Origin of the sequence: Curtobacterium sp. NPDC089185 (assembly GCF_040685235.1) — a bacterium.
GTDB lineage: Bacteria > Actinomycetota > Actinomycetes > Actinomycetales > Microbacteriaceae > Curtobacterium > Curtobacterium citri.
In genome coordinates this window covers 142,857-163,442 of sequence record NZ_JBFBHK010000003.1, presented here as the reverse complement: position 1 = coordinate 163,442, position 20,586 = coordinate 142,857, and the positions used below count along the sequence as shown (strand labels likewise).

Sequence of the window (20,586 nt, the reverse complement as noted above, 5' to 3'; positions counted from 1 at the left end):
TCAGACGAGCAGCTGGTGCTTCGCGAGGTCCCGGTAGAGCGGGGTCGACTGCACGAGCTCGGAGTGCGTGCCCGTGCCGACGACCCGGCCGTGCTCGAGCACGACGATGACGTCCGAGTCCACGACGGTGGACAGCCGGTGCGCGATGACGAGCAGGGTGCGGTCCTCGGCGACGGCGTCGATCGCGAGCCGCATCTTCTGCTCGTTCACGCCGTCGAGGGACGACGTCGACTCGTCGAGCAGCAGGATCGGGGGAGCGGCCAGCAGCGCGCGGGCGATCGCGAGTCGCTGCCGCTCACCACCGGACAGCATGACGCCGTCCTCGCCGACCTGCGCGTCGAGGCCCCGGGGGTCGCGGTGCAGCACCTCGCCGAGGTTGACCGCCTCCAGCACGCGGACGCAGTCCTCCTCGGAGGCGTCGGGCGAGCCGAGGAGCAGGTTCGCCCGGATCGTGCCCGCGAGCACCGGAGCGTCCTGCTCGACGTACCCGATCTGTGCGCGGAGCTCGGCGCGGTCGAGCCCGCGGACGTCGACACCGCCGAGCCGGATGACCCCGTCGGTCGGGTCGTAGAACCGCTCGATCAGGGCGAGGGTCGTCGACTTCCCGGCGCCCGACGGGCCGACCAGCGCGACGCGCGCGCCGCGCGGGACCCGGAACGACACGTCGTCCAGCACCACGTCGCCGGCGGCGGGTGCGTCGTCGACGGCACCCGGGCCTCCCGACCGGCCCGTCGCGCCGTCCGCGCCCGTCGCGCCGTCCGCACCCGACGCGTCGGCCGCACGCGCGTACCGGAACGTGACGTGCTCGAACGCGATCGCGTCGTCGGTCTCGATCGCTGCGGCGACCCGGACCGCGGCGTCGTCCTGGTCCTCGGTCGGCAGGTGCAGGACCTCCTCGATGCGGCCGAGCGCCCCGAGGGCCTGCGCGACGGCGACGACCGCGCCGAGGGCCTGGCCGAGCGGCATGACCATCATGAAGAGCAGCAGGATGAAGGTGATGAGGGTGGCGATCGTGATGGTGCCCGCGGCGACCTGCGCCCCGCCGACGCCGAGGACGGCGATGAACGCGACCTGCAGGACGATGCTCGCGACCGGGACGACGAACGCCGACATCCGGGCGATGTCGAGACCGCGGCGGTAGGCCTCGGTGGCGTGGCCGTCGACCTCGCGGACCTCGCGCTCGGTGGCACCGGCGGCGCGGATCGTGCGGACGGCGCCGATGCCGCGTTCGACCGCGGCGGTGAGGTCACCGACCTTCTCCTGCGCGCGCTTCGACGCCACGCGGATGCGCCGGCTGAGCCCGCCGACGACGACGATCGCGACGAGCACGATGACGACCGTGATGCCGAGGAGCAGCGGATCGATGACCGCCATCGCGATGACGGCGCCGACGAACGTCAGTGCGCCGCCGATCGACTCGATGAGCCCCTGCGTCAGCACGGCCCGCAGGAGGGTGGTGTCGCTGCCGACCCGGGACACCAGGTCGCCGGTACGCCGGGTGTCGAACTCGGAGATCGGCAGGTTGAGGATGCGCGCGATGAGCTTGCGACGGGTGGAGAGCACCACGCCCTCGCCGGCGCGCTGGAGCAGGAAGTGCTGGACGCCGTTCAGGACGCCCGACACGAGGACGAGCGCGACGAGCACCCAGACCAGGACCGAGAGCGTGTCACCGCGCTGCACGGCGGTGACGACCTGGTTGACGAGCAGCGGCTGCGCGAGCGAGGCGCCGGCTCCGAGGACGCTCAGCACGATGATGACGACCATCGCGGGCTTGTTCTCGAACAGGTAGGTCAGCAGTCGTCCGAAGCTCGCGCGGGGGCCGTCGGACTGCTTGCGTCGTACGAAGGGGAGGCTCATCGTTCCTGGTTCCTGCCGCCCGTGCGGGGTGTGCTGGCGGCCGTCGTCCAGTCTCCCACCGTCACGTGGGTGCGTGCTGCGCCGTCCGTGGTGCTGGGGACGACGGAACGGGAGGCGCGGTACCAGCCGGCACCGCGCCTCCCGTCCGGCGGGTGGTCGCCTGGGCGACCCGTCAGGCGCGCACGTCCGTGGCTGCGGTCGCGTCTGCGTCTGCGTCCGCGAGCCCGCGGCTCTTCGTCTCGCGCACGAACAGCAGGGCGACGAGCGTCACGACCGCGGCGATCGTCAGGTACAGGCCGACGAGGAAGATGTTCCCGTCCGGCCGCCAGAGCGCCAGGGCGATCGTGGGCGCGAGCGACGCCCCGAGGATCGACGCGACGTTGTAGGCGATCGCCGAGCCGGTGTAGCGGACGTTCGTCGGGAAGAGCTCCGGCAGCAGCGCCCCCATCGGGCCGAAGGTCAGGCCCATGAGCGACAGCCCGACGACGAGGAACGTGACCACCGTGATCGGTCCCGTCGACGCGGCGAACCACAGCTGGAACGTCAGGCCGAACAGCGCGATGCCGATCGTCGTGGGGATGAGGGTGCGGCGACGGCCGTACTTGTCCGCCAGCCAGCCCGCGATCGGCGTGAAGATGCCGAAGAACACGACGCCGATCATGAGCAGCGTGAGGAACTCGCCGCGGCTGTAGCCGAGGCCGATCTTCGGCACGAGCGGTCCCGCCTCGGCACCGGTGGTGCCGTAGTTCAGCGTGAAGGTCGTCATGAAGTAGAAGAGGACGTACGTGGCGACCATGCCGAAGGTGCCGACGATGACGGCCTTCCACGAGGTCCGGAACACCCGGCCGAGCGGGAGCTTCGCGACGCTGCCGGTCTCCTGCACGCCGCGGAAGACGGTCGACTCGACGAGCTTGAACCGGACGTAGAGCCCGACGATGACGAGCACCGCGGAGAGCAGGAACGGGATGCGCCAGCCCCACGCCTGGAAGTCGGCGTTCGGGGTGCCGTCCGCGCCGGCGGGCATCGCGGCGTTGATCGCGATGAACAGGCCGTTGGCGAGCAGGAAGCCGATCGGGGCGCCGAGCTGCGGCATCGACCCGAACACGCCGCGCTTGCCCTTCGGCGCGTTCTCCGTCGCGAGCAGTGCGGCCCCGGACCACTCGCCGCCGAGTCCGACGCCCTGGGCGAAGCGCATCACGGCGAGCAGGACGGGTGCCCAGATGCCGATGGTGCCGAAGGTCGGCAGGCAGCCGATGAGGAAGGTCGCGGTCCCCATGACGAGGAGCGACGCGACGAGGGTGGCCTTGCGGCCGACGCGGTCGCCGAAGTGGCCGAACAGGATCGACCCCACCGGGCGGGCGAAGAAGGCGAGCGCGAAGGTCACGAAGGACGACAGCTGCGAGGCCGTCGGGTCCTCGTTCGGGAAGAACAGCGCGGGGAAGACCAGGACGGCGGCGGTCGCGTAGACGTAGAAGTCGTAGAACTCGATCGAGGTGCCGACCAGGCTCGCGATGACGACGCGGGACCGGGGGTTCTCGGCCGGCGCGGATGCCGGGGTGGGGGCGGACGTGGGTGCCGGTGCGGCGGACATGGTGCGGGGGACTCCGAGGGGAGCGCTCTCTCGAGCGCGGCGGTGGCTGCCGAAGCTGCGGACACCGACCGGTCCGCGCGGGGTGGCGCGTCTCTCGGTCGGGTGCGTTCGGTGGGTGGTCCCGCTCGTGACGGAGCACCCAGCGTACGACAGATGTCGTCCACCTGCGAATCCACCGAGGGTCCCCGGTGCGTGCCCTGCGCTCAGCTGGTGGTGTCGGCCTCGAGGTGCGGGGGCAGCTGGTGGCCCATGCGGTCACGCTTCGTGTCCAGGTACCCGGCGTTTTGCGCGGAGATCCCGACGACGAGCGGCACGAGCGCGGACACGGTGATGCCGTGCTCCTCGAGCTGGCGGCGCTTCTCCGGGTTGTTCGACAGCAGTCGGACGCGCGTGATGCCGAGGTCGGCGAGGATCCCGGCGGCTCCGCCGTACTCGCGGGAGTCCGCCGGCAGCCCGAGCGCGAGGTTCGCGTCGAGGGTGTCGAGCCCGTCCTCCTGCAGGCGGTACGCCTTGAGCTTGTTGATGAGCCCGATGCCGCGGCCCTCCTGACCACGCAGGTACACCACGACACCGCCCTCGGCGGCGATCGTGTCGAGCGCGGCATCGAGCTGCGGGCCGCACTCGCACTTCAGGGATCCGAACGCCTCGCCGGTCAGGCACTCCGAGTGCACGCGGACCAGGGCGTCGTCGCCCGGTGCCGACCCGTCGGGCGCGGGAGCGATGATCGCGACGTGCTCGGCACTCGTCACGAGGTCGCGGTAGGCGCGCATCTCGAACGTCCCGTGCGTCGTCGGGACGTCGGTCGCGACCTCGAAGTGCACCGGGCTGCCCGGGGTGGGGGAGGTGAGGGCGTCGGTCATGCGGTGCTCCGGTCGTTCTGTGCCTGGTCTGCTGTCGTCGCCGCTCCGGTGGGCGCGGTCCCCTCCGCCGGCCGGCCGGAGCCGGTCCGGGGGCGGTGGGGACGAGCGCGGACCAGGAGGTCGGGGCCCAGGCTGGTGGTGGACGTCACGTCCAACTGGCGGCGGTCGCCGATGCTTCCCACCCCGACGTCGCCGATCGCGACCCGGGGGCCGCCGAGCAGGACCGGGGCGAGGTAGACGAGCACCTCGTCGACCAGGCCGTCCGCGATGAGCGCCGAGGCGACCGTCGGACCGCCCTCGACGAACACCGAGTGGACGCCGTGGTCGCGCAGGGTGCGGAGCGCGTCCGCGAGGTCGTGCCCCGGGAGCGCGAGCAGGCCGCGCGGGTGCTGTCGGACGGCGGCGGTGTCGGGCACCGCGCGGTCGCCGACCACGACGGGGAGGGGCTGGTCGGCGAGGAGCTCGCCCGCGTCGCCGCGCGCCGTCAGGCTCGGATCGTCGGCGAGCACCGTCCCGGTGCCGACGAGGATCGCGTCGTGCGCGGCCCGCTGCTCGTGGACGTGCTGCCGTGCGGCCGCCCCGGTGATCCAGCGACTCGTGCCGTCGGCCGCGGCGACGCGTCCGTCCAGGCTCGACGCCCACTTCACGGTCACCCACGGGCGTCCGGTGCGGACGGAGAGGAGCCAGCGCTCGAGGAAGGCCTCGGCCTCGTCGGCGAGCAGGCCGGACACGACGTCGACCCCGGCCGCGCGCAACCGGTCGGCCCCGCCGTGCGCGTGCTCGCCCGGGTCGTCGACCGCGTAGACGACCCGTCCGACGCCGGCCTCGATCAGGGCCAGGGCGCACGGTCCGGTGCGGCCGACGTGGTTGCAGGGCTCGAGGGTGACCACCGCGGTGGCACCGCGGAGCTGCTCGGCGGGCACCTCGGCCATCGCGGCGACCTCGGCGTGCGGGGTGCCGGCGCCCCGGTGCCAGCCCTCGCCCAGGACGTCGCCGGCGGGGGAGAGGATCACCGCGCCGACCCGGGCGTGGTCGCCGACGGCCGGCCCGAGCGCGGCGAGCTCGAGCGCGCGGCGCATCGCTCGGCCCTCTGCGGGTCGGACCGACGGATCGGGGTTCGTGGTCACGCTCCGACACTACCGACCGGCCGTCGGTGACCCGTCACCCGGTGGTCCCCTGTCAGCGAACGCCCGCGCGTGTCAGCGACCGCCCCGGTGCACGCCCGCGTGCTCCGGTCCCTCGGTGCCGTCCGGGAACGACGCAGCCGGCCAGGGCAGCTCCGACGCCGGTGCACCGTCGGCGCGACGCAGCCCCGTCCACGCCACCGTCGGCCCGCCGTCACGGGCGGGGATGCGGGCGGTCCCGGTGCCGGTGAAGGAGAACCCCGCCGAGCGGGCGACCGACGCCGACCCGACGTTGCCCTCGTAGCACTCCCAGTACACGTCGGGGGCGCCGCGGTCGAACGCCCACGCGACCACGAGTTCGACGGCCTCGTGCATGATCCCGGCACCCCGGGCGGCGGGCGCGAGCCAGAAGCCGAGGTCACGGTGCTCGGTGCGGAAGGAGACCACGCCGACGAGCCAGTCCGAGCCGGCCCGCCGGATGCCCCACGTGTACTCGCGGTCGGACGCCCAGCCGGGGCCGACGAGCGCGTCCACGAAGGTCTGCGCCTCGCGCTCGGTGTACGGCGTCGGGACGGTCGTCCACCGGACCACGGCCGGGTCCTGGCACCCCTCGGTGATCGCAGCCGTGTCGGCCCGGGTGGGCACCGTCAGGCGCACCCGGTCCGACGACAGCGTCAGGGGGAGCATCGTCAGGCGCGGCGGCGCGGCACGAAGCCGATGCGGTCGTACACGCGGGCGAGGGTGGCCTGCGCGATCGCCTCGGCACGGTCCGCACCGACGGCGAGCAGCCGGTCCAGCTCGGCCGGGTCGTCGAGCAGTTCCAGCGTCCGGGCGCGCACCGGCTCGAGCTCGGCGACGACGGCGTCCGCCACCGCACCCTTGAGGTCGCCGTAGCCCTTGCCCACGAACTGCTCCTCGAGCGACGCGACCGGGGTGCGCGTGAACGCCGAGAGGATCGCGAGCAGGTTGGTCACACCGGGCTTGGCCTGACGGTCGGCCCGGATCTCGCGCTCGGTGTCGGTGACGGCCGACCGGATCTTCTTCGCGGTGCGCTTCGGGTCGTCGAGCAGGCGGATCAGCCCGTTGTCCGACGCCGCGGACTTGCTCATCTTGCTCGTCGGGTCCTGCAGGTCGTAGATCCGGGCGGTCTCGGTGCCGATCTGTGCCTTCGGGACGACGAAGGTGTCGCCGAAGCGCGAGTTGAACCGGGTGGCGAGGTCGCGCGTCAGCTCGACGTGCTGGCGCTGGTCGTCACCGACCGGCACGACCGCCGTGTCGTACAGCAGGATGTCCGCCGCCATCAGGATCGGGTAGGTGAACAGGCCGACCGAGGCCGCCTCGGCGCCCTGGCGTGCTGACTTGTCCTTGAACTGGGTCATCCGGCTGGCCTCGCCGAACCCCGTCAGGGTGTTGAGCACCCATGCGAGCTCGGCGTGCGCCGGCACGTGGGACTGCACGAACAGGGTCGACTTGGTCGGATCGATGCCGGACGCGATGTACTGCGCCGCGGTCGCGCGCGTGCTCGCCCGGAGCTCCGTGGGGTCCTGCGGCGACGTGATCGCGTGCATGTCGACCACGCAGTAGATGGCGTCGTGGTCGTCCTGCAGGTCGCGCCACTGCATGAGCGCCCCGACGTAGTTGCCGAGGTGGAGGGACCCGGCCGAGGGCTGGATGCCGGAGAAGATGCGCGTCGTGGTCATGGTGCTGTTCCTGTACTGCGAGAGCGGAGGGGGAGCGGGTCAGAGCTCGTAGTCGACGACCACGGGAGCGTGGTCGGACCATCGCTGGTCGTACGCCGCGGCGCGGTCGACCGTGTACTGCGTGACCTTCGCGGCGAGGTCGGGGGTGGCCACCTGGTAGTCGATGCGCCAGCCGCTGTCGTTGTCGAACGCCTGGCCGCGCCACGACCACCACGTGTAGGGCCCGTCGACGTCACCGGCCTGGTCGCGTCCGACGTCCACCCAGCCGAGGCCCGGGCCGGTCGAGCCGTCCGCGCCCTCGACGGGTTCGCCCTCGGTCCCGAAGAACCGCGAGAAGTAGGCACGTTCGCGCGGGAGGAACCCGGCGCGCTTGACGTTGCCCTTCCAGTTCTTGATGTCCCGCTGGTCGTGCCCGACGTTGAGGTCGCCGACGACGACCGCGAGCGGGTTGTGCGCGCGCAGCGCCGGCAGCCGCTCGGTCATCGCGTCGAGGAACTTCCACTTCTCGTCCTGCTTCGGGGTGTCGACCTCGCCCGAGTGCACGTAGCAGGACACGACCGTGACGGTGGTGCCGTCGAGCTCGTAGTCGGCCTCGATCCAGCGTCCGGCGGAGTCGAAGTCCGTCGGACCCAGTTCGACGCGGTGGATGTGCGCACGGTGGCGCGAGGCGATCGCGACACCCGCGCGGCCCTTCGCCGTGGCGGGGTCGTGCACGATGTCCCACTCGTCGCCGAGGAGCCCGGCCAGGTCGTCGCTCGATGCGCGGACCTCCTGCAGGGCCAGCACGTCGACCTCGCGCGTGTCGAGCCAGTCGCCCATGCCCTTCCGGAACGCGGCGCGGACGCCGTTCACGTTGACGGATGCGAGGCGCAGGCGTGTCATGCCGACCACCCTACCGACGCGCGGGGACAGGCCCGGCCGCACCCGTGACGGACGGGAGGCGCGGTGCCCGCTGGCACCGCGCCTCCCGTCCGTCAGGTGGTCGCGTCGCGCGACCGGTCTGCTCAGGCCGCGTCGTGGTCCGTCTGCAGGAACTCGACCAGGCTGTCCGCGGTCGCGTCGGCGTCGTCGCCGGTCACCGTGAGGGTGACCTCGTCGCCGTTCTCGATGCCGAGACCGAGGAGGGCGAGGATGCTGCCCGCGTTGCCGGTCTTGTCGCCCTTGGCGATCGTCACCTGGTGGCCGGACGCGGTGACGGTCTGCACGAAGAGGGACGCGGGGCGGGCGTGCAGGCCGGACGCGCTGGCGACGGTGACGGTGCGGGTGGCTTCGGACATGCGTTGACTCCTGTCGACGGGTGGTTCGCTCATGCTAGCGAGCGCGAGGTGGGCGGTTCCGGGGGGCTGTCCGGGCGGGACGGACCGTGGTCCGGTCAGTCGCGGCCGGGCCAGAGGACCTCGGTGCCGGCGGCCTCGACCTCGCGCACGAGGTCGGCGTTCACGCCGGGGTCGGTGATGATCGTGTCGATCGCGGCGAGCGGGGCGACGCGCCCGAACTCCTCGCGACCGAACTTCGTGTGGTCGGCGAGCAGGATGCTGCGACGGGCGGACTTGATCATCGCGCTCTTGACGGCCGCCTCGGCCATGTTGTGCGTGGTCAGTCCGCGCTCGGGGGTGATCCCGTTGATGCTGATGAACGCCACGTCGACGCTGACCATCCCGATCAGCTGGTGGGTCCAGGTGCCGACGCCGGCGAGCGAGTCGCTGCGGATGTTGCCGCCGAGCAGGTGCAGGTCGATGCCGGACCGGTTCGCGACCGCCATGGCCACGGGCAGCGAGTGCGTGACGACCGTCAGGCCGCGGTCGGTGGGCAGCATCTCGGCCAGGCAGATCGTCGAGGTGCCCGCGTCGATCATGACCGAGCCGTTCTCCGGCAGCTCGGCGAGGGCCGCCTCGGCGATCACCATCTTCTCGGCCTGGTTGATGCCGCCGCGGTCGCCGACGCCCGGGTGCAGCGTGATCCGTTCGACCGGGATCGCGCCGCCGTGGGCGCGCCGGACCAGCCCACGCCGCTCGAGGCTCGTGAGGTCGCGCCGGATCGTCTCCGGGGTGACCTCGAGCAGCTCGGCGAGGTCCTTCACGTCGACGCGCCCCTGCGAGCGGGCGCGCTCGACGATGCGCTGGTGGCGCTCTGGTGCGTACATCGGACCTCGTCGTCTCGCGGTCGGGGTGGAACGGTCGGGCTGCTCGCTCGGGGCTGCTCGGTCGGGCCGGAACGGACCGGCTCGGACACGATCACGGCGGAGCGTGCCCGTTCGGTTCGTCCGCCGGACGCAAACGGGCACCTGTTTCTGCATTTTTATCCCCGGATGTGTTTGTTTGTCAACGTGGATCGGGGTAGTGTGATCGCACGCCGCCGCGGTCGGACCCGATTCGTCGCGCGGCTCGCACCCCCAAGCACCTCCGCGTGAGATGAAGGAGTCTCGAATGTCCGAACTGCTCGGCACCGGCGTCGGCCGTGGCGTCGCCCACGGCCCCGTGCTCCGGATGGCGGACCCGCTCGGCGCACCGTCGACGGCCCCGCTCGAGGGTTCGGCGGACGACGCGAAGCAGTCCGTGCACGACGCCCTCGCGGTCGTGGCGGAGGACCTCAACAAGCGCGGGCAGCTCGCCGGTGGCGACGCCCAGGCGGTGCTCGAGGCCCAGGCGCTGATGGCGCAGGACCCGACCCTCCTCGACGACGTGCACGCCCGCATCGACGGCGGCACGAACGCCGAGCGCGCGGTGTTCGAGGCGTTCGGCCAGTTCCGTGACCTGCTCGTCGGCATGGGCGGCTACATGGGGGAGCGCGCCGCCGACCTCGACGACGTCGCCCAGCGCATCGTCGCCAAGCTCCGCGGCGTCCCCGCGCCGGGCGTGCCCGAGTCGGACACGCCGTTCGTGCTCGTCGCCCGCGACCTCGCCCCCGCCGACACCGCGCTGCTCGACCTCGACAAGGTCCTCGCGCTCGTCACCCGTGACGGCGGCCCGACCTCGCACACCGCGATCCTCGCCCGCGCCAAGGGCATCACCGCGATCGTCGGGGTCACCGGGGCCGACGGTCTCGTCGACGGCACCCCCGTCGTCGTGGACGCGGCCGCCGGCACCGTCGTGACCGAGCCGTCCGCCGAGCTCGTCGCCGACGTCGAGCGTCGGATCGCCGACCGTCTCGCCGTCGCGGCCGCACCGCTCACCGCCGGGGCCACGGCCGACGGCCACCTGGTCCCGCTGCTCGCGAACCTCGGCAGCCCCGCCGACGCCGCGGGCGCCGTCGCTCTCGGTGCGGAGGGCGTGGGGCTCTTCCGCACCGAGTTCCTCTTCCTCGACTCGCCGACGGCACCGACCGTCGCGCAGCAGACCGAGTCGTACCGCCAGCTGCTCGAGGCGTTCCCCGGCAAGAAGGTGGTCGTCCGTGCGCTCGACGCCGGTGCCGACAAGCCGCTGCCGTTCCTCACGGACAAGGACGAGGAGAATCCGGCGCTCGGTCGCCGCGGTCTCCGGGCGCTCCGCAACCACGAGGAGGTCCTGCGCGACCAGCTCACCGCGCTGGCGCAGGCCGACGCCGCGACCGAGGCGGACCTCTGGGTGATGGCGCCGATGGTCGCCGACGCCGAGGAGACCGAGTACTTCGTCGACCTGGCCCGCGAGCTCGGCATCCGCACCGCGGGTGTCATGGCCGAGGTGCCCTCGCTCGCGCTGATGGCCGAGCAGGTCCTCACGACCGCCGACTTCGTGTCGATCGGCACGAACGACCTGACCCAGTACACGATGGCCGCCGACCGCATGCTCGGCACCGTCGCGTCCTACCAGGACCCGTGGCACCCCGCCGTCCTGCGCCTCGTCGCGCAGCTCGGGGCGGCCGGCGCCGACGCGGGCAAGGCCGTCGGCATCTGCGGTGAGGCCGCGGCCGACCCGCTGCTCGCCGTCGTGCTCGTCGGCCTCGGCGCCACCACCCTGTCCATGACCCCCGCGGCCCTGGCCGACGTGCGCGCCGAGCTCGGCCAGCACACGCTCGAGCAGGCCCGCGAGATGGCGAAGGCGGCACTCGCCGCGAGCACCGCGGCGGCGGCCAAGACCGCCGCGGCAGCTGCGCACGCCGCCTAGCCGCAGCACCACAGCAGCACCACACCCCTCCACCACTGCAGCACCCATCACAGAAAGCCAGGCACATGACAACGTCGTCCGTTGCAGCGCCCGACGCACCCGCGAAGTCGCGGGGCGGCGCACGCGTCGCCGTCCAGAAGTTCGGCACGTTCCTCTCCGGCATGGTGATGCCGAACATCGCGATCTTCATCGCGTGGGGCCTCATCACCGCCTTCTTCATCGAGACCGGGTGGACGCCGGTCGGCGTCCTCGGCGGCTTCGGCGAGACGGACGGCGTGGCCAACATCGGTCTCGTCGGCCCGATCCTCACCTACCTGATCCCGCTCGCGATCGCCTTCCAGGGCGGCCGGATGATCTACGAGACCCGCGGTGCCGTCGTGGGCTCGATCATGGCGATGGGTGTCATCATCGGCGCCAACGGCACGATCATGATCCTCGGTGCGATGATCTGCGGTCCGCTCGGTGCGTACCTCATCAAGCAGATCGACAAGATCTGGGACGGCAAGATCAAGCCCGGCTTCGAGATGCTCGTGAACAACTACGCGGCCGGCATCCTCGGCTTCGCGCTCGCGCTCGTCGGCTTCTTCTGGCTGGCCCCGCTGTTCAAGCTCATCGCCGAGGGCCTCGGCGCCGCGGTGAAGTTCCTCGTCGACAGCTCCCTGCTGCCGCTCGCCAGCGTCATCATCGAGCCGGCGAAGGTCTTCTTCCTCAACAACGCCATCAACCACGGCGTGCTCGACCAGCTCGGTGCCCAGCAGGTCCAGGAGTCCGGCAAGAGCATCCTCTTCCTGCTCGAGGCGAACCCCGGCCCCGGTCTCGGCATCCTGCTCGCCTTCACCTTCTTCGGTGTCGGCATCGCCCGCTCGACCGCTCCCGGCGCGATCCTCATCCAGTTCTTCGGTGGCATCCACGAGATCTACTTCCCGTACGTGCTGCAGAAGCCGGTGCTGTTCCTCGCCGTCATCCTCGGTGGCGCGACCGGTGTCGCCACGAACGTCGCCTTCCAGTCCGGCCTCGTCGCCCCGGCCTCGCCCGGATCGATCATCGCCGTCCTCACCGCCACGGCGAAGGACAGCTACGTCGGCGTCATCCTCTCGGTGGTCCTCTCCGCGGCGGTCTCGTTCGCGGTGGCGTCCTTCTTCCTGCTCGCCAGCCGCAAGCGCGACCTGGCGAACAACGGCGGCGACATGAGCGCCGCGATGGCGAAGCTCCAGGCCAACAAGGGCCGCGACGTCAACGCCGCGACCTCGGGTCTGCTCGGCAACAACTCCCCGGCCAACGAGGAGGAGGCCGAGGCCTCGCTCGGTGGCGTCGGATCGGCGTCGACCACCACGGCGACCCGCGTCGAGAACGTCGTGTTCGCGTGCGACGCCGGCATGGGCTCGAGCGCCATGGGTGCCAGCGTCCTGCGGAACAAGGTCAAGAAGGCGGGCATCGAGGGCGTCACGGTCGTCAACAAGGCGATCGCGAACCTCGACGGCACCGAGGACCTCATCATCACGCAGGAGGAGCTCACCGACCGCGCCAAGCAGAAGAACCCGGGCGCACAGCACGTGTCGGTCGGCAACTTCATGAATGCGCCGCAGTACGACCAGGTCGTCGAGCAGCTCAAGAACCAGTAACGAAGTGCAGTATCGGAGGGGGCGGACCACGGTCCGCCCCCTCCACCACGTCCGCGATCAGCAAGGAGAACCCCCATGCCCGTCCTGCAGGAGAGCCAGATCCGCATCCACACCGAGGACACCGCCCCGACGAAGTCGGAGGCGATGAAGGAGGCGGCCGAGATCCTCGAGGCTGCAGGCGCGGTCACGGCGGACTACTACCCGGCGATGCTCGAGCGTGAGAAGAGCGTCTCGACGTACATGGGCAACTTCCTCGCGATCCCGCACGGCACCAACGACGCGAAGGACGCCATCAAGTCGTCCGCCCTGTCGTTCATCCGCTACGCCACCCCGATCGACTGGGACGGCAACCCCGTGCGCTTCGTCGTCGGCATCGCCGGCGTGAACAACGAGCACCTCGACATCCTGTCCAAGATCGCGATCGTGTTCTCCGACGAGGACGAGGTCCAGAAGCTCACCGACGCCCCGGACACGGCGGCGATCCTGTCGATCCTCGGCGAGGTCAACGAGTGACCACCGGAACGCGCACCGCCGTCCACTTCGGCGCGGGGAACATCGGCCGCGGCTTCGTCGGGCTCCTGCTCCACGAGGCCGGGTACGAGGTCGTCTTCGCCGACGTCGCCGCCCCGCTGATCGACGCCCTCGCGGCAGCCGACTCGTACACCGTGCACGAGGTCGGGCAGGGCGCCCAGGACCACGAGGTCACGGCCTTCCGCGCCGTCAACAGCGCGCAGGACGAGGACGGGGTGGTCGCCGAGGTGGCCGCCGCCGACGTCGTGACCTGCGCGGTCGGCCCGACCGTCCTGAAGTTCATCGCGCCCGTCATCGCCCGCGGGCTCGTCGCCCGCGACGTGGACGCCGCTCCCCTCGCCGTGATGGCGTGCGAGAACGCGATCAACGCGACCGACCGGCTGCGCGAGTTCATCGTCGCCGCACTCCCCGAGGAGCAGCGCGACGCCGCGCTCGCCAAGGCGGTCTTCGCGAACACCGCCGTCGACCGCATCGTCCCGCAGCAGCCCGCGGACGGTGGCCTCGACGTGACGGTCGAGACCTACTTCGAGTGGGCGATCGACCGCACCCCCTTCGGCGGGGACGAGCCGGAGATCCCCGGCGCGCACTACGTCGACGGGCTGGCCGCGTCGATCGAGCGCAAGCTCTTCACGGTGAACACCGGGCACGCCACCGTCGCGTACCACGGCTTCCTCGCCGGGGCGGACAAGATCTCGGACGCGATCGCGATCCCCGCGGTCCGGTCGGCGCTCGAGTCCGTGCTCGCCGAGACGAGCGACCTGCTCGTCCGTCGGCACGAGCTCGACCCCGAGGTGCACCGCTCGTACGTCCAGGCCATCATCGGCCGCTTCGAGAACCCGCACCTGCCGGACACCGTGACCCGTGTCGGCCGGCAGCCGCTCCGCAAGCTGTCGCGTGACGAGCGGTTCGTCTCGCCCGCGGCGGCCCTGGCCGAGGACGGCACCGAGCCGACGGCGCTGCTCGACGCGATGGGTGCGGCCCTGCGCTTCGACGTCGCGGACGACGAGCAGAGCGTCGAGCTGCAGCAGCTGCTGCGCTCCGACCGCTCGGACGCCGACGTCGTGACGGAGATCACCGGGCTCGCTGCGGAGCACCCGCTGCACGCGGCGTTCGCCGACCGGGTGCGCGCGGCGCGCTCCTAGCGTCGCCATCCTCACGGACGGACGGGAGGCGCGGGGGCGGCGGGCCCCCCCCCCCCCGGCGGGGGGGGGGGGGGGGGGCGGGCGCCCCCCCCGCCTCCCGTCGGTTCGTGGTCACCCTGCTGCGCGGGACGCCGTCAGCTCGGCGGGATGCCGCCACTCGCTGAGACGCCGTCCGCTCGGCGGGACGCCGTCCGCTGCGCGGGACGCCGCCACTCGTCGCGGCGTCTCGGTGACCTGCGGGCGTCTCGTGGAGACGCCGGCGTCGGGAGGCCCTCGTCGAGGGCGGCCGTCACCAGCGGAGTGCGGTGAGGACCGCCCCGGCGGCCTCGACCGTCGCACGGGCGAGTCGCCCGGGGTCGATGCGGCCGGGGCGGCCGAGCGCCGGGTCCCGCCGCAGGACCACGACCGCGCCGACGCCGCGGGCACGCAGCGTGCCGAGGTCCGGTGCGGTACCGCGTGCCGTGCGGTCCACGAGGACGACGACCGTGCGGGCGGGCAGCGACGGGTCGGCCGTGGCGGCGGTGTCGAGCGCGGCGACGGCGTCCGCTGCACCCTCGTCGGACGCGCGTCCGACGACCACGAGCGCGTTCTCCGGTGCCGCCGCCAGGTGTGCGGCGGGGAGCACGTGCGCGCCGGCGTCGTGCACCGCGTCGCGCGTGGTCGCCGGGTCGAGCCGGGGCAGCCGTGACGCGAGCTCGCCGCCGGAGTGGTCCGAGGCCTGCACGACCGCACCGCGCCGTGCACCGGCCGCGTCGACGAGGAGGGCGGCGACCGTCGTCGTGCCCGTTCCGCCGGACACCCCGGCGACGAGCACGGTGCGAGCGCGCTGGACGGCTGCCCGGCGGGTGCCGGGGACCGGGGGGAGTCCGGTCACGAGCCGTCCTCCACGAGCAGTTCGCCGTCGACCTCGGCCGCGAGGGCCCGAGCGATCGTGACGCCGACCTCGCCGTGCGCGCCCCAGGGCGCCCAGGCCTCGGTCCACCACAGCGGCGCCCGCAGCGTGGTCCACGGCGCGAGGCGACGGACCTCCTCCTGGTTGTCGACACGTTCCGGGTGCTGCACGCTGACGTGCGCGGTGCCGTGGTCGTCGACGACCTCGACCACGGCGTCGCCGTCCAGCGACCGGACGCGCAGTTCCGGGTCGACCGAGGCGCCGGCGTTCACGAAGTCCACGAGCGACGGCGCCGTGGTGGAGAGCACGAGCAGGTCACGGGGCATCGGCCGCTCCCTTCGGGTCGAGGACGGTGGTCGCGGCACCGGTCGCACCGGCAGCCTCGGGTGCCGCCGCGGGGAAGTGGGCGACCTGCACGATCCGCGGCGGCGTCCCGCGACGGACCAGTCGGCCGCGTCCCGGCGGGAACTGCTCGGCGTACACCTTGGGGAACACCTGCCCCTCCGACCGCTCGCCGCTGAGCACCAGTCCGGCCGCGCCGGAGTCGCGCACGGACTGCAGCACGGAGTCGTACACGGCGCGCGCCGCACCGGCGACCGGTCGGGTCAGCACGAGGTGCAGACCGAGGTCGCGCGCGGACGGCAGGTAGGGCACCAGGGGAGCGAGCGGGTCGGTGCCGGCGGACGCCACGATGTCGTAGTCGTCCACGAGCACCACGATGCGGGGCCGCGGGCCCGTCGAGGTCCCGGCGGCGCGCTGCTCGAGCTCTGCCGCGATGGCCGCTGCGAGGCCCCGGGCGTCGCGGCCGTTGGCGGCATGCCCGCCGAGGAACTCGTCCGGCGTGCCCGCGGCGGCCGCACCGCGGACGTCCATGAACGCCAGCACGAGCTCGTCCGGCGTGGCGCGCTCCACGAACCCGGCGGCGAGCCCGCGGAGCAGCGAGGTCTTGCCGCTCCGGGTGTCCCCGAACACCAGCAGGTGCTGGTCCTGCGCGGGGTCGAACGCGACGAACTCCATGGTGTCCTGCCGGAGCGCGAAGGGGACCGCGTCGGGCACGGCGAGCGGGTCGGGCAGCTCCGCGGGGTCGAACGACTCCGGGAGCAGTCGGATCGGCGCCGCAGCCGGGCCGCCCCAGCTGTCCGCCACGCGTCGGGCGAGCGCCTCGAGGGCGTCTCCGACGGCGTCGTCGTCGACGTCGTCGAGCACCGGCAGCGCCACCTGGCCGAACCGCTCGTCGCCCGTGAGGACGCGGCCCGGCTCGCCGGACTTCAGGGTCGCGGCCGCGGCGCGGGCGATGGTGGAGTCGGCCGGGTCGTTGAGGCGGAGCTCGAAGCGCTGCCCGACGAGCGGTTGGTTGGCCAGGCGCAGCTCGTTCCACCGCGTGAGGCCGAGCACGACGTGGATGCCGAAGCTCCCACCGCGCTGCAGCAGGTCGCCGAAGGCGTCCTCGAGCTCCTCGAACTCCGTGCGCATCGCGCCGTACCCGTCGACGAGCAGCACGACGTCCGCCGAGCCGAGCTCCGGGACGCGACCGGCGGCGTGCCGGGTGCGGAGCATCGCGAGCGAGTCGATGCCGTGGTCGCGGAACACGCGCTCGCGGAGGCGGATCATCGCCTGGAGCTCCTCGACGAGGCGCAGGAGCCGGTTGCGGTCGGCTCGCGTGGCGACGCCACCGACGTGCGGGAAGCCCTCGAGCCGCCCGAGCCCACCCCCGGAGAGGTCCATCCCGTACACGCTCACCTGACGGGGTGTCGTGGTCAGCGCGACGGACGCCGCGACGGTGCGGAGGAACGTGGTCCGGCCGGAGCCCGGCGCACCGATCACGGCGACGTGGCCGCCGCCCTGCGTGAGGTCGAGCACCCACGGGCGCTGCCGCTGTCGGGCGGGGTCGTCGAGGAGGCCGATCGGCACGGCGAGTCCCGCGGGGTCGGTCGGGGCCTGCGGGTCGAGCACCGCGCCGAGCGCCAGCCGGTCGGGGAGCGGGGGGAGCCAGACGGGGGCGGTCGCGCGGTCGGCACGGGCGAGGCGTTCCACCACCTCGTCCACGACGCTCCGACCGACATCGGGCGTCTCGAGCACGGCCTCGACCGGGCCGTCGTCCTCGGCGGCGACGGTGTTGTGGACGGGGAGCTCGAAGGGCTCGGGGGCGTCGTCCTGCGTCGCGATCACCGCGGTGGGGACGGCCTCGTCGACGGGGCCGGAGACGTAGCCCGACCGGAAGCGCGTGTAGACGCTCGTGTCGACCTTCAGGTACCCGTAGCCGGGGACGGCCGGCAGGTGGAAGGCGTCGCCGGTGTCGAGCACGACCTGGCTCTCGGCCTCCGAGAACGTGCGGAGACCGAGCCGGTACGACAGGTAGGTGTCGAGCCCACGGAGCTTCCCCGCCTCGATGCGCTGGCTCGACAGGAGCAGGTGCACGCCGATCGACCGACCGATGCGGCCGATCATGAGGAGCAGGTCGACGAACTCCGGCTCGGCGGTGAGGAGCTCGCCGAACTCGTCGATCACGAGGAGCAGGTGCGGCATCGGCGGGAGGTCCGGGCGACGGGTGCGCAGCTCGCGGTAGTGGGTGATCGACGGCGAGGAGCCCGCGTCGCGGAGCAGCTCCTGGCGTCGCCGGACCTCGCCGGCGATCGACGCCCGGGCCCGACGGGTGAGCTGGGGGTCGTCGGCGAGGTTGTCGATGAGGCCGGCGACGTGGGGCAGCCGGGCGAACGGCGCGAACGCGGCGCCGCCCTTGTAGTCGACGAGGATCATCGCGAGGTCCTCCGGCGGGTGCGACACCGCCAGGCCGAGGACGAGCGTCCGGAGCATCTCGCTCTTGCCGGAGCCGGTCGCGCCGATGCAGATGCCGTGCGGCCCCATGCCGAGCTGGGCCGACTCCTTGAGGTCGAGCAGCAGCGGGGCGCCGAAGTCGTCGACGCCGATCGGCACCCGGAGGAAGTCCCGCGGGGTGCGCGGACGCCAGGTGCGGTCCGGGTCGACGGCGGTGACATCGGTCACGCCGAGCAGGTCCTGCACGCCGAGCGCGGTCGCCGACTCGGCGCGCTCCTCGGCGTCGGCGGACAGGCGCAGCGGCGCGAGTGCGCGGGCCACGGCGGTCGCGAGGGACGGGGACACCGGGTCGCAGACCGCCGGCTGGACGGGAGCGGGTTCGCCCTCCTCGACGTCCCGCGCATCGACGATCTCGAGGGTCGTCCGCTCGCGGGCTGCGTCGTCTGCCGGGCGGCTCGTCGCCGTGATGCGGACACGGACGTCGGACGGCTCGTGGAGTCGGTCCGCGACCAGGTGCACGACGGTGACCCGCAGGTCCTCCGGCCGGGTCTCGCCCTCGGGCAGCGCGAGCGGTACGGCGACGCCGCCGTGCTCGTCGGCGACGACCACCAGACGCGGCAGGTCGCTGCGGCGTCCGGCGTTGCCGGACCGTCGCCACATCGCCGCCGAGCGGGCCCGTTCGCCGAGCTCGCCACCGAGGACGCGCGCCAGCGAGGGGACGTCCGGCGCGACCCGGCGGGCACGCACCGGTCCGTCGAAGGTCCGGTCCATGCGGGCGTGCGGCAGCAGGTCGAACCAGGCCCAGTCCTCGGCGTGCTCCTCGCTGAAGGCCGCGGCGAGGTGGAGGTCCTCGGGGGAGTGCAGCGCCGCGAGCTGGACCGTCAGCGCCCGGGCGACGGCGAGCACGGCCTGCCGGTCGCCGACCACCGAGACGTCGCCGGCCTCGTCGAGACGGACGGTGATGGGCATCGCGTGGACCGTGCCGTAGTGCTCGGCGACCTGTTCGAGCTCGGCGAGCATCAGCGGGTCGAGCGGCTGCACCGGGTTCTGGTCCGGCGGGACCACGAGGTCGAGCCAGCCGACGTCACCGGAGCCGACCCGGACGCGCAGGAAGTCGCCGTGCGTCCGCCGGCGCTCCCAGAGGCGTGCGGGGTCGGCGACCACGCGCGGCAGCGTCTCCGGCGCCGGGTCGACGTGCTCGGCCCGCTCACGGACCGCCGTCGTCCGTGCACGGAGGTCGCCGCGGAGCTCCTCGAGGTGGTCGAGGTACCGCTCGCGCTGCGTCCGACGGTTGCGGACGGCGTTGCCGCGCTGCGTGAAGGCCATGCCGAGTCCGCCGACGAGGGCGACGACGAAGACGAGCGCCGCGACGACCATGAGCACCGGGTTGTTGCCGCGGAGCACCACCATCATCACCACGGACGACACCGCGCCGACGACGGGGAGCAGGGACTGCAGCGGCAGGCCGCCGCTCGGACCCTCGGGGAGCTGCGGCGGCGGTGCCAGCTGCTCGGCCTCCGGTCGCACGAGCGGCGTGGACACGCGGGCGGGGCGGTGCACGATGCGGTTCACCGGTGTGCCTCCGGAGCGGGGCGACCGACGGCGGCGTCGACGAGGGCCGCGGTCAGGTGGACGAGGGCCGTGCGGACGGCTGCGGGTCGGGTTCCGCCGGCGCGCGACGGGTCCGACGCCACGGGGTGGACCTCGTGCCCCGGCCAGCCCGCCGCCGTCCGGGCCGCGCGGAGGCCCGTCCCCGTGGTGTCCACCGGGACGACGAGGACGCGCGTGCCCTCGGCGTGCCGTCGGACGGCCTCGGCGTGGGCGACGCCCTCCTCGATGCCGGCGCGGTCGGCACCGGTCACGAGGGCGACCACGTGTGCGTCCGCCGCCACCGACCCGAGGTCGACGAAGGGGGACCGCGATCCCCAGTCGCCGACGACGACGTCGAAGAAGCGTGCGATCGGGTCGACCGCCGCCGCCCACTCGGACGGCGAGGCCTGTCGTGACGGGCTGCGCGGGTCGCCGGTGCGGAGCACGTGCAGGCCCGCCGGGGTGACGGGCAGACCGTCGAGGGCGTCCCACGACGTGCGTGCCACCCGGCGGCGGTCCGACGCGGGCGTCGGGTCCGTGTCGGGCGATCCCGCGTACGCCGCGAAGGACCGGGACCCGGCCGCGCCGTCGACGCCGAGGACACGTCCGGGGCGCCGACGGGCGAGCACCGTCGCGACCGCGGCCGCGGTGGCCGAGCAGCCGGTGCCCCCGCGCAGCGAGGCGAAGGCGATGCGGCGGCTCGTGGGGACGCCCTGGCAGATCGCGCGGTGGGCGTCGTCGAGCTCGCGTGCGCCGCCGGCGACACTGCCGAAGAACGCCCGGCCGAGCGCGGGCACCACGTCGTCGATGAGTCGCATCG

At 73.2% G+C, this 20,586-nt stretch carries 16 protein-coding genes and 1 pseudogene; 4 read left to right on the top strand and 13 right to left on the bottom strand.

Annotated elements, in window-relative coordinates:
* The 9 genes and pseudogenes from AB0N84_RS04295 to AB0N84_RS04255 all read right to left on the bottom strand — a co-directional run bounded on the left by AB0N84_RS04295 (position 1) and on the right by AB0N84_RS04255 (position 9,275).
* Positions 1-1,857 (bottom strand): ABC transporter ATP-binding protein, encoded by a 1,857-nt coding sequence (locus AB0N84_RS04295; RefSeq protein ID WP_182046598.1) that lies wholly within the window; start codon positions 1,855-1,857, stop codon positions 1-3.
* 172 nt (positions 1,858-2,029) lie between these two features.
* Entirely contained in the window at positions 2,030-3,448 is a 1,419-nt protein-coding gene (locus AB0N84_RS04290; protein ID WP_363543972.1) for an MFS transporter, read from the bottom strand.
* 203 nt (positions 3,449-3,651) lie between these two features.
* Positions 3,652-4,275 (bottom strand): annotated as a pseudogene (gene ribA / locus AB0N84_RS04285) (GTP cyclohydrolase II); the annotation flags it as partial.
* Positions 4,276-4,304: 29 nt separating this feature from the next.
* Positions 4,305-5,387 carry a bifunctional diaminohydroxyphosphoribosylaminopyrimidine deaminase/5-amino-6-(5-phosphoribosylamino)uracil reductase RibD gene (gene ribD / locus AB0N84_RS04280; RefSeq protein ID WP_363544172.1) on the bottom strand — a complete coding sequence of 361 codons (1,083 nt, stop codon included), beginning with the start codon at positions 5,385-5,387 and terminating at the stop codon, positions 4,305-4,307.
* Between the two features lie 120 nt (positions 5,388-5,507).
* Positions 5,508-6,119 carry a GNAT family N-acetyltransferase gene (locus AB0N84_RS04275; protein ID WP_363543970.1) on the bottom strand — a complete coding sequence of 204 codons (612 nt, stop codon included), beginning with the start codon at positions 6,117-6,119 and terminating at the stop codon, positions 5,508-5,510.
* A gap of 2 nt (positions 6,120-6,121) precedes the next feature.
* Complete coding sequence (gene trpS, locus AB0N84_RS04270; RefSeq protein WP_182046594.1) at positions 6,122-7,132, bottom strand: tryptophan--tRNA ligase; 1,011 nt, start codon at positions 7,130-7,132, stop codon at positions 6,122-6,124.
* A gap of 39 nt (positions 7,133-7,171) precedes the next feature.
* Positions 7,172-8,014, bottom strand: coding sequence for an exodeoxyribonuclease III (locus AB0N84_RS04265; protein ID WP_182046593.1), 843 nt, complete (start codon positions 8,012-8,014; stop codon positions 7,172-7,174).
* Between the two features lie 122 nt (positions 8,015-8,136).
* Positions 8,137-8,409, bottom strand: coding sequence for an HPr family phosphocarrier protein (locus AB0N84_RS04260; protein WP_069712190.1), 273 nt, complete (start codon positions 8,407-8,409; stop codon positions 8,137-8,139).
* Between the two features lie 95 nt (positions 8,410-8,504).
* Positions 8,505-9,275, bottom strand: a complete 771-nt coding sequence (locus AB0N84_RS04255) for a DeoR/GlpR family DNA-binding transcription regulator (protein WP_058728882.1) — start codon at positions 9,273-9,275, stop codon at positions 8,505-8,507.
* A gap of 283 nt (positions 9,276-9,558) precedes the next feature.
* Between AB0N84_RS04255 and ptsP the strand changes: the two genes are divergently transcribed.
* The 4 genes from ptsP to AB0N84_RS04235 all read left to right on the top strand — a co-directional run bounded on the left by ptsP (position 9,559) and on the right by AB0N84_RS04235 (position 14,509).
* On the top strand, positions 9,559-11,214 hold the full coding sequence (gene ptsP / locus AB0N84_RS04250; protein ID WP_363543966.1) for a phosphoenolpyruvate--protein phosphotransferase: 1,656 nt from the start codon (positions 9,559-9,561) through the stop codon (positions 11,212-11,214).
* 65 nt (positions 11,215-11,279) lie between these two features.
* The gene (locus AB0N84_RS04245; RefSeq protein ID WP_182046590.1) at positions 11,280-12,836 is read left to right on the top strand and encodes a PTS mannitol transporter subunit IICB; all 1,557 of its coding nucleotides are present in this window, start codon (positions 11,280-11,282) and stop codon (positions 12,834-12,836) included.
* Between the two features lie 75 nt (positions 12,837-12,911).
* A complete protein-coding gene (locus AB0N84_RS04240) occupies positions 12,912-13,349 on the top strand; it encodes a PTS sugar transporter subunit IIA (protein ID WP_022907882.1) in 438 nt (145 codons plus the stop codon).
* Positions 13,346-14,509, top strand: coding sequence for a mannitol-1-phosphate 5-dehydrogenase (locus AB0N84_RS04235; protein WP_363543961.1), 1,164 nt, complete (start codon positions 13,346-13,348; stop codon positions 14,507-14,509). Before AB0N84_RS04240 ends, AB0N84_RS04235 begins: the two co-directional genes overlap by 4 nt.
* A gap of 289 nt (positions 14,510-14,798) precedes the next feature.
* Here the strand turns inward: AB0N84_RS04235 and AB0N84_RS04230 are convergent, their stop codons facing one another.
* Genes AB0N84_RS04230 through AB0N84_RS04215 form a run of 4 tightly spaced genes read right to left on the bottom strand, consistent with a single transcriptional unit; the run spans position 14,799 to position 20,584 of the window.
* Positions 14,799-15,383, bottom strand: a complete 585-nt coding sequence (locus AB0N84_RS04230; protein ID WP_289457464.1) for a hypothetical protein — start codon at positions 15,381-15,383, stop codon at positions 14,799-14,801.
* Positions 15,380-15,727 (bottom strand): hypothetical protein, encoded by a 348-nt coding sequence (locus tag AB0N84_RS04225; protein ID WP_363543958.1) that lies wholly within the window; start codon positions 15,725-15,727, stop codon positions 15,380-15,382. The genes AB0N84_RS04230 and AB0N84_RS04225 overlap by 4 nt, the downstream gene beginning before the upstream one ends.
* Positions 15,717-19,748 carry a type VII secretion protein EccCa gene (gene eccCa, locus AB0N84_RS04220; protein WP_363543956.1) on the bottom strand — a complete coding sequence of 1,344 codons (4,032 nt, stop codon included), beginning with the start codon at positions 19,746-19,748 and terminating at the stop codon, positions 15,717-15,719. The genes AB0N84_RS04225 and eccCa overlap by 11 nt, the downstream gene beginning before the upstream one ends.
* Positions 19,745-20,584 (bottom strand): hypothetical protein, encoded by an 840-nt coding sequence (locus AB0N84_RS04215; protein ID WP_289457467.1) that lies wholly within the window; start codon positions 20,582-20,584, stop codon positions 19,745-19,747. Before AB0N84_RS04215 ends, eccCa begins: the two co-directional genes overlap by 4 nt.
* Between the last annotated feature and the right edge of the window lie 2 nt (positions 20,585-20,586).

Coding starts and splice junctions, on each gene's coding strand:
- AB0N84_RS04275 (WP_363543970.1), bottom strand. CDS start 6,119: ATGCTCCCCCTGACGCTGTCGTCGGACCGGGTGCGCCTGACGGTGCCC.
- AB0N84_RS04260 (WP_069712190.1), bottom strand. CDS start 8,409: ATGTCCGAAGCCACCCGCACCGTCACCGTCGCCAGCGCGTCCGGCCTG.
- ribD (WP_363544172.1), bottom strand. CDS start 5,387: ATGCGCCGCGCGCTCGAGCTCGCCGCGCTCGGGCCGGCCGTCGGCGAC.
- AB0N84_RS04290 (WP_363543972.1), bottom strand. CDS start 3,448: ATGTCCGCCGCACCGGCACCCACGTCCGCCCCCACCCCGGCATCCGCG.
- AB0N84_RS04215 (WP_289457467.1), bottom strand. CDS start 20,584: ATGCGACTCATCGACGACGTGGTGCCCGCGCTCGGCCGGGCGTTCTTC.
- AB0N84_RS04255 (WP_058728882.1), bottom strand. CDS start 9,275: ATGTACGCACCAGAGCGCCACCAGCGCATCGTCGAGCGCGCCCGCTCG.
- trpS (WP_182046594.1), bottom strand. CDS start 7,132: ATGACCACGACGCGCATCTTCTCCGGCATCCAGCCCTCGGCCGGGTCC.
- AB0N84_RS04295 (WP_182046598.1), bottom strand. CDS start 1,857: ATGAGCCTCCCCTTCGTACGACGCAAGCAGTCCGACGGCCCCCGCGCG.
- AB0N84_RS04245 (WP_182046590.1), top strand. CDS start 11,280: ATGACAACGTCGTCCGTTGCAGCGCCCGACGCACCCGCGAAGTCGCGG.
- ptsP (WP_363543966.1), top strand. CDS start 9,559: ATGTCCGAACTGCTCGGCACCGGCGTCGGCCGTGGCGTCGCCCACGGC.
- AB0N84_RS04265 (WP_182046593.1), bottom strand. CDS start 8,014: ATGACACGCCTGCGCCTCGCATCCGTCAACGTGAACGGCGTCCGCGCC.
- AB0N84_RS04240 (WP_022907882.1), top strand. CDS start 12,912: ATGCCCGTCCTGCAGGAGAGCCAGATCCGCATCCACACCGAGGACACC.
- AB0N84_RS04225 (WP_363543958.1), bottom strand. CDS start 15,727: ATGCCCCGTGACCTGCTCGTGCTCTCCACCACGGCGCCGTCGCTCGTG.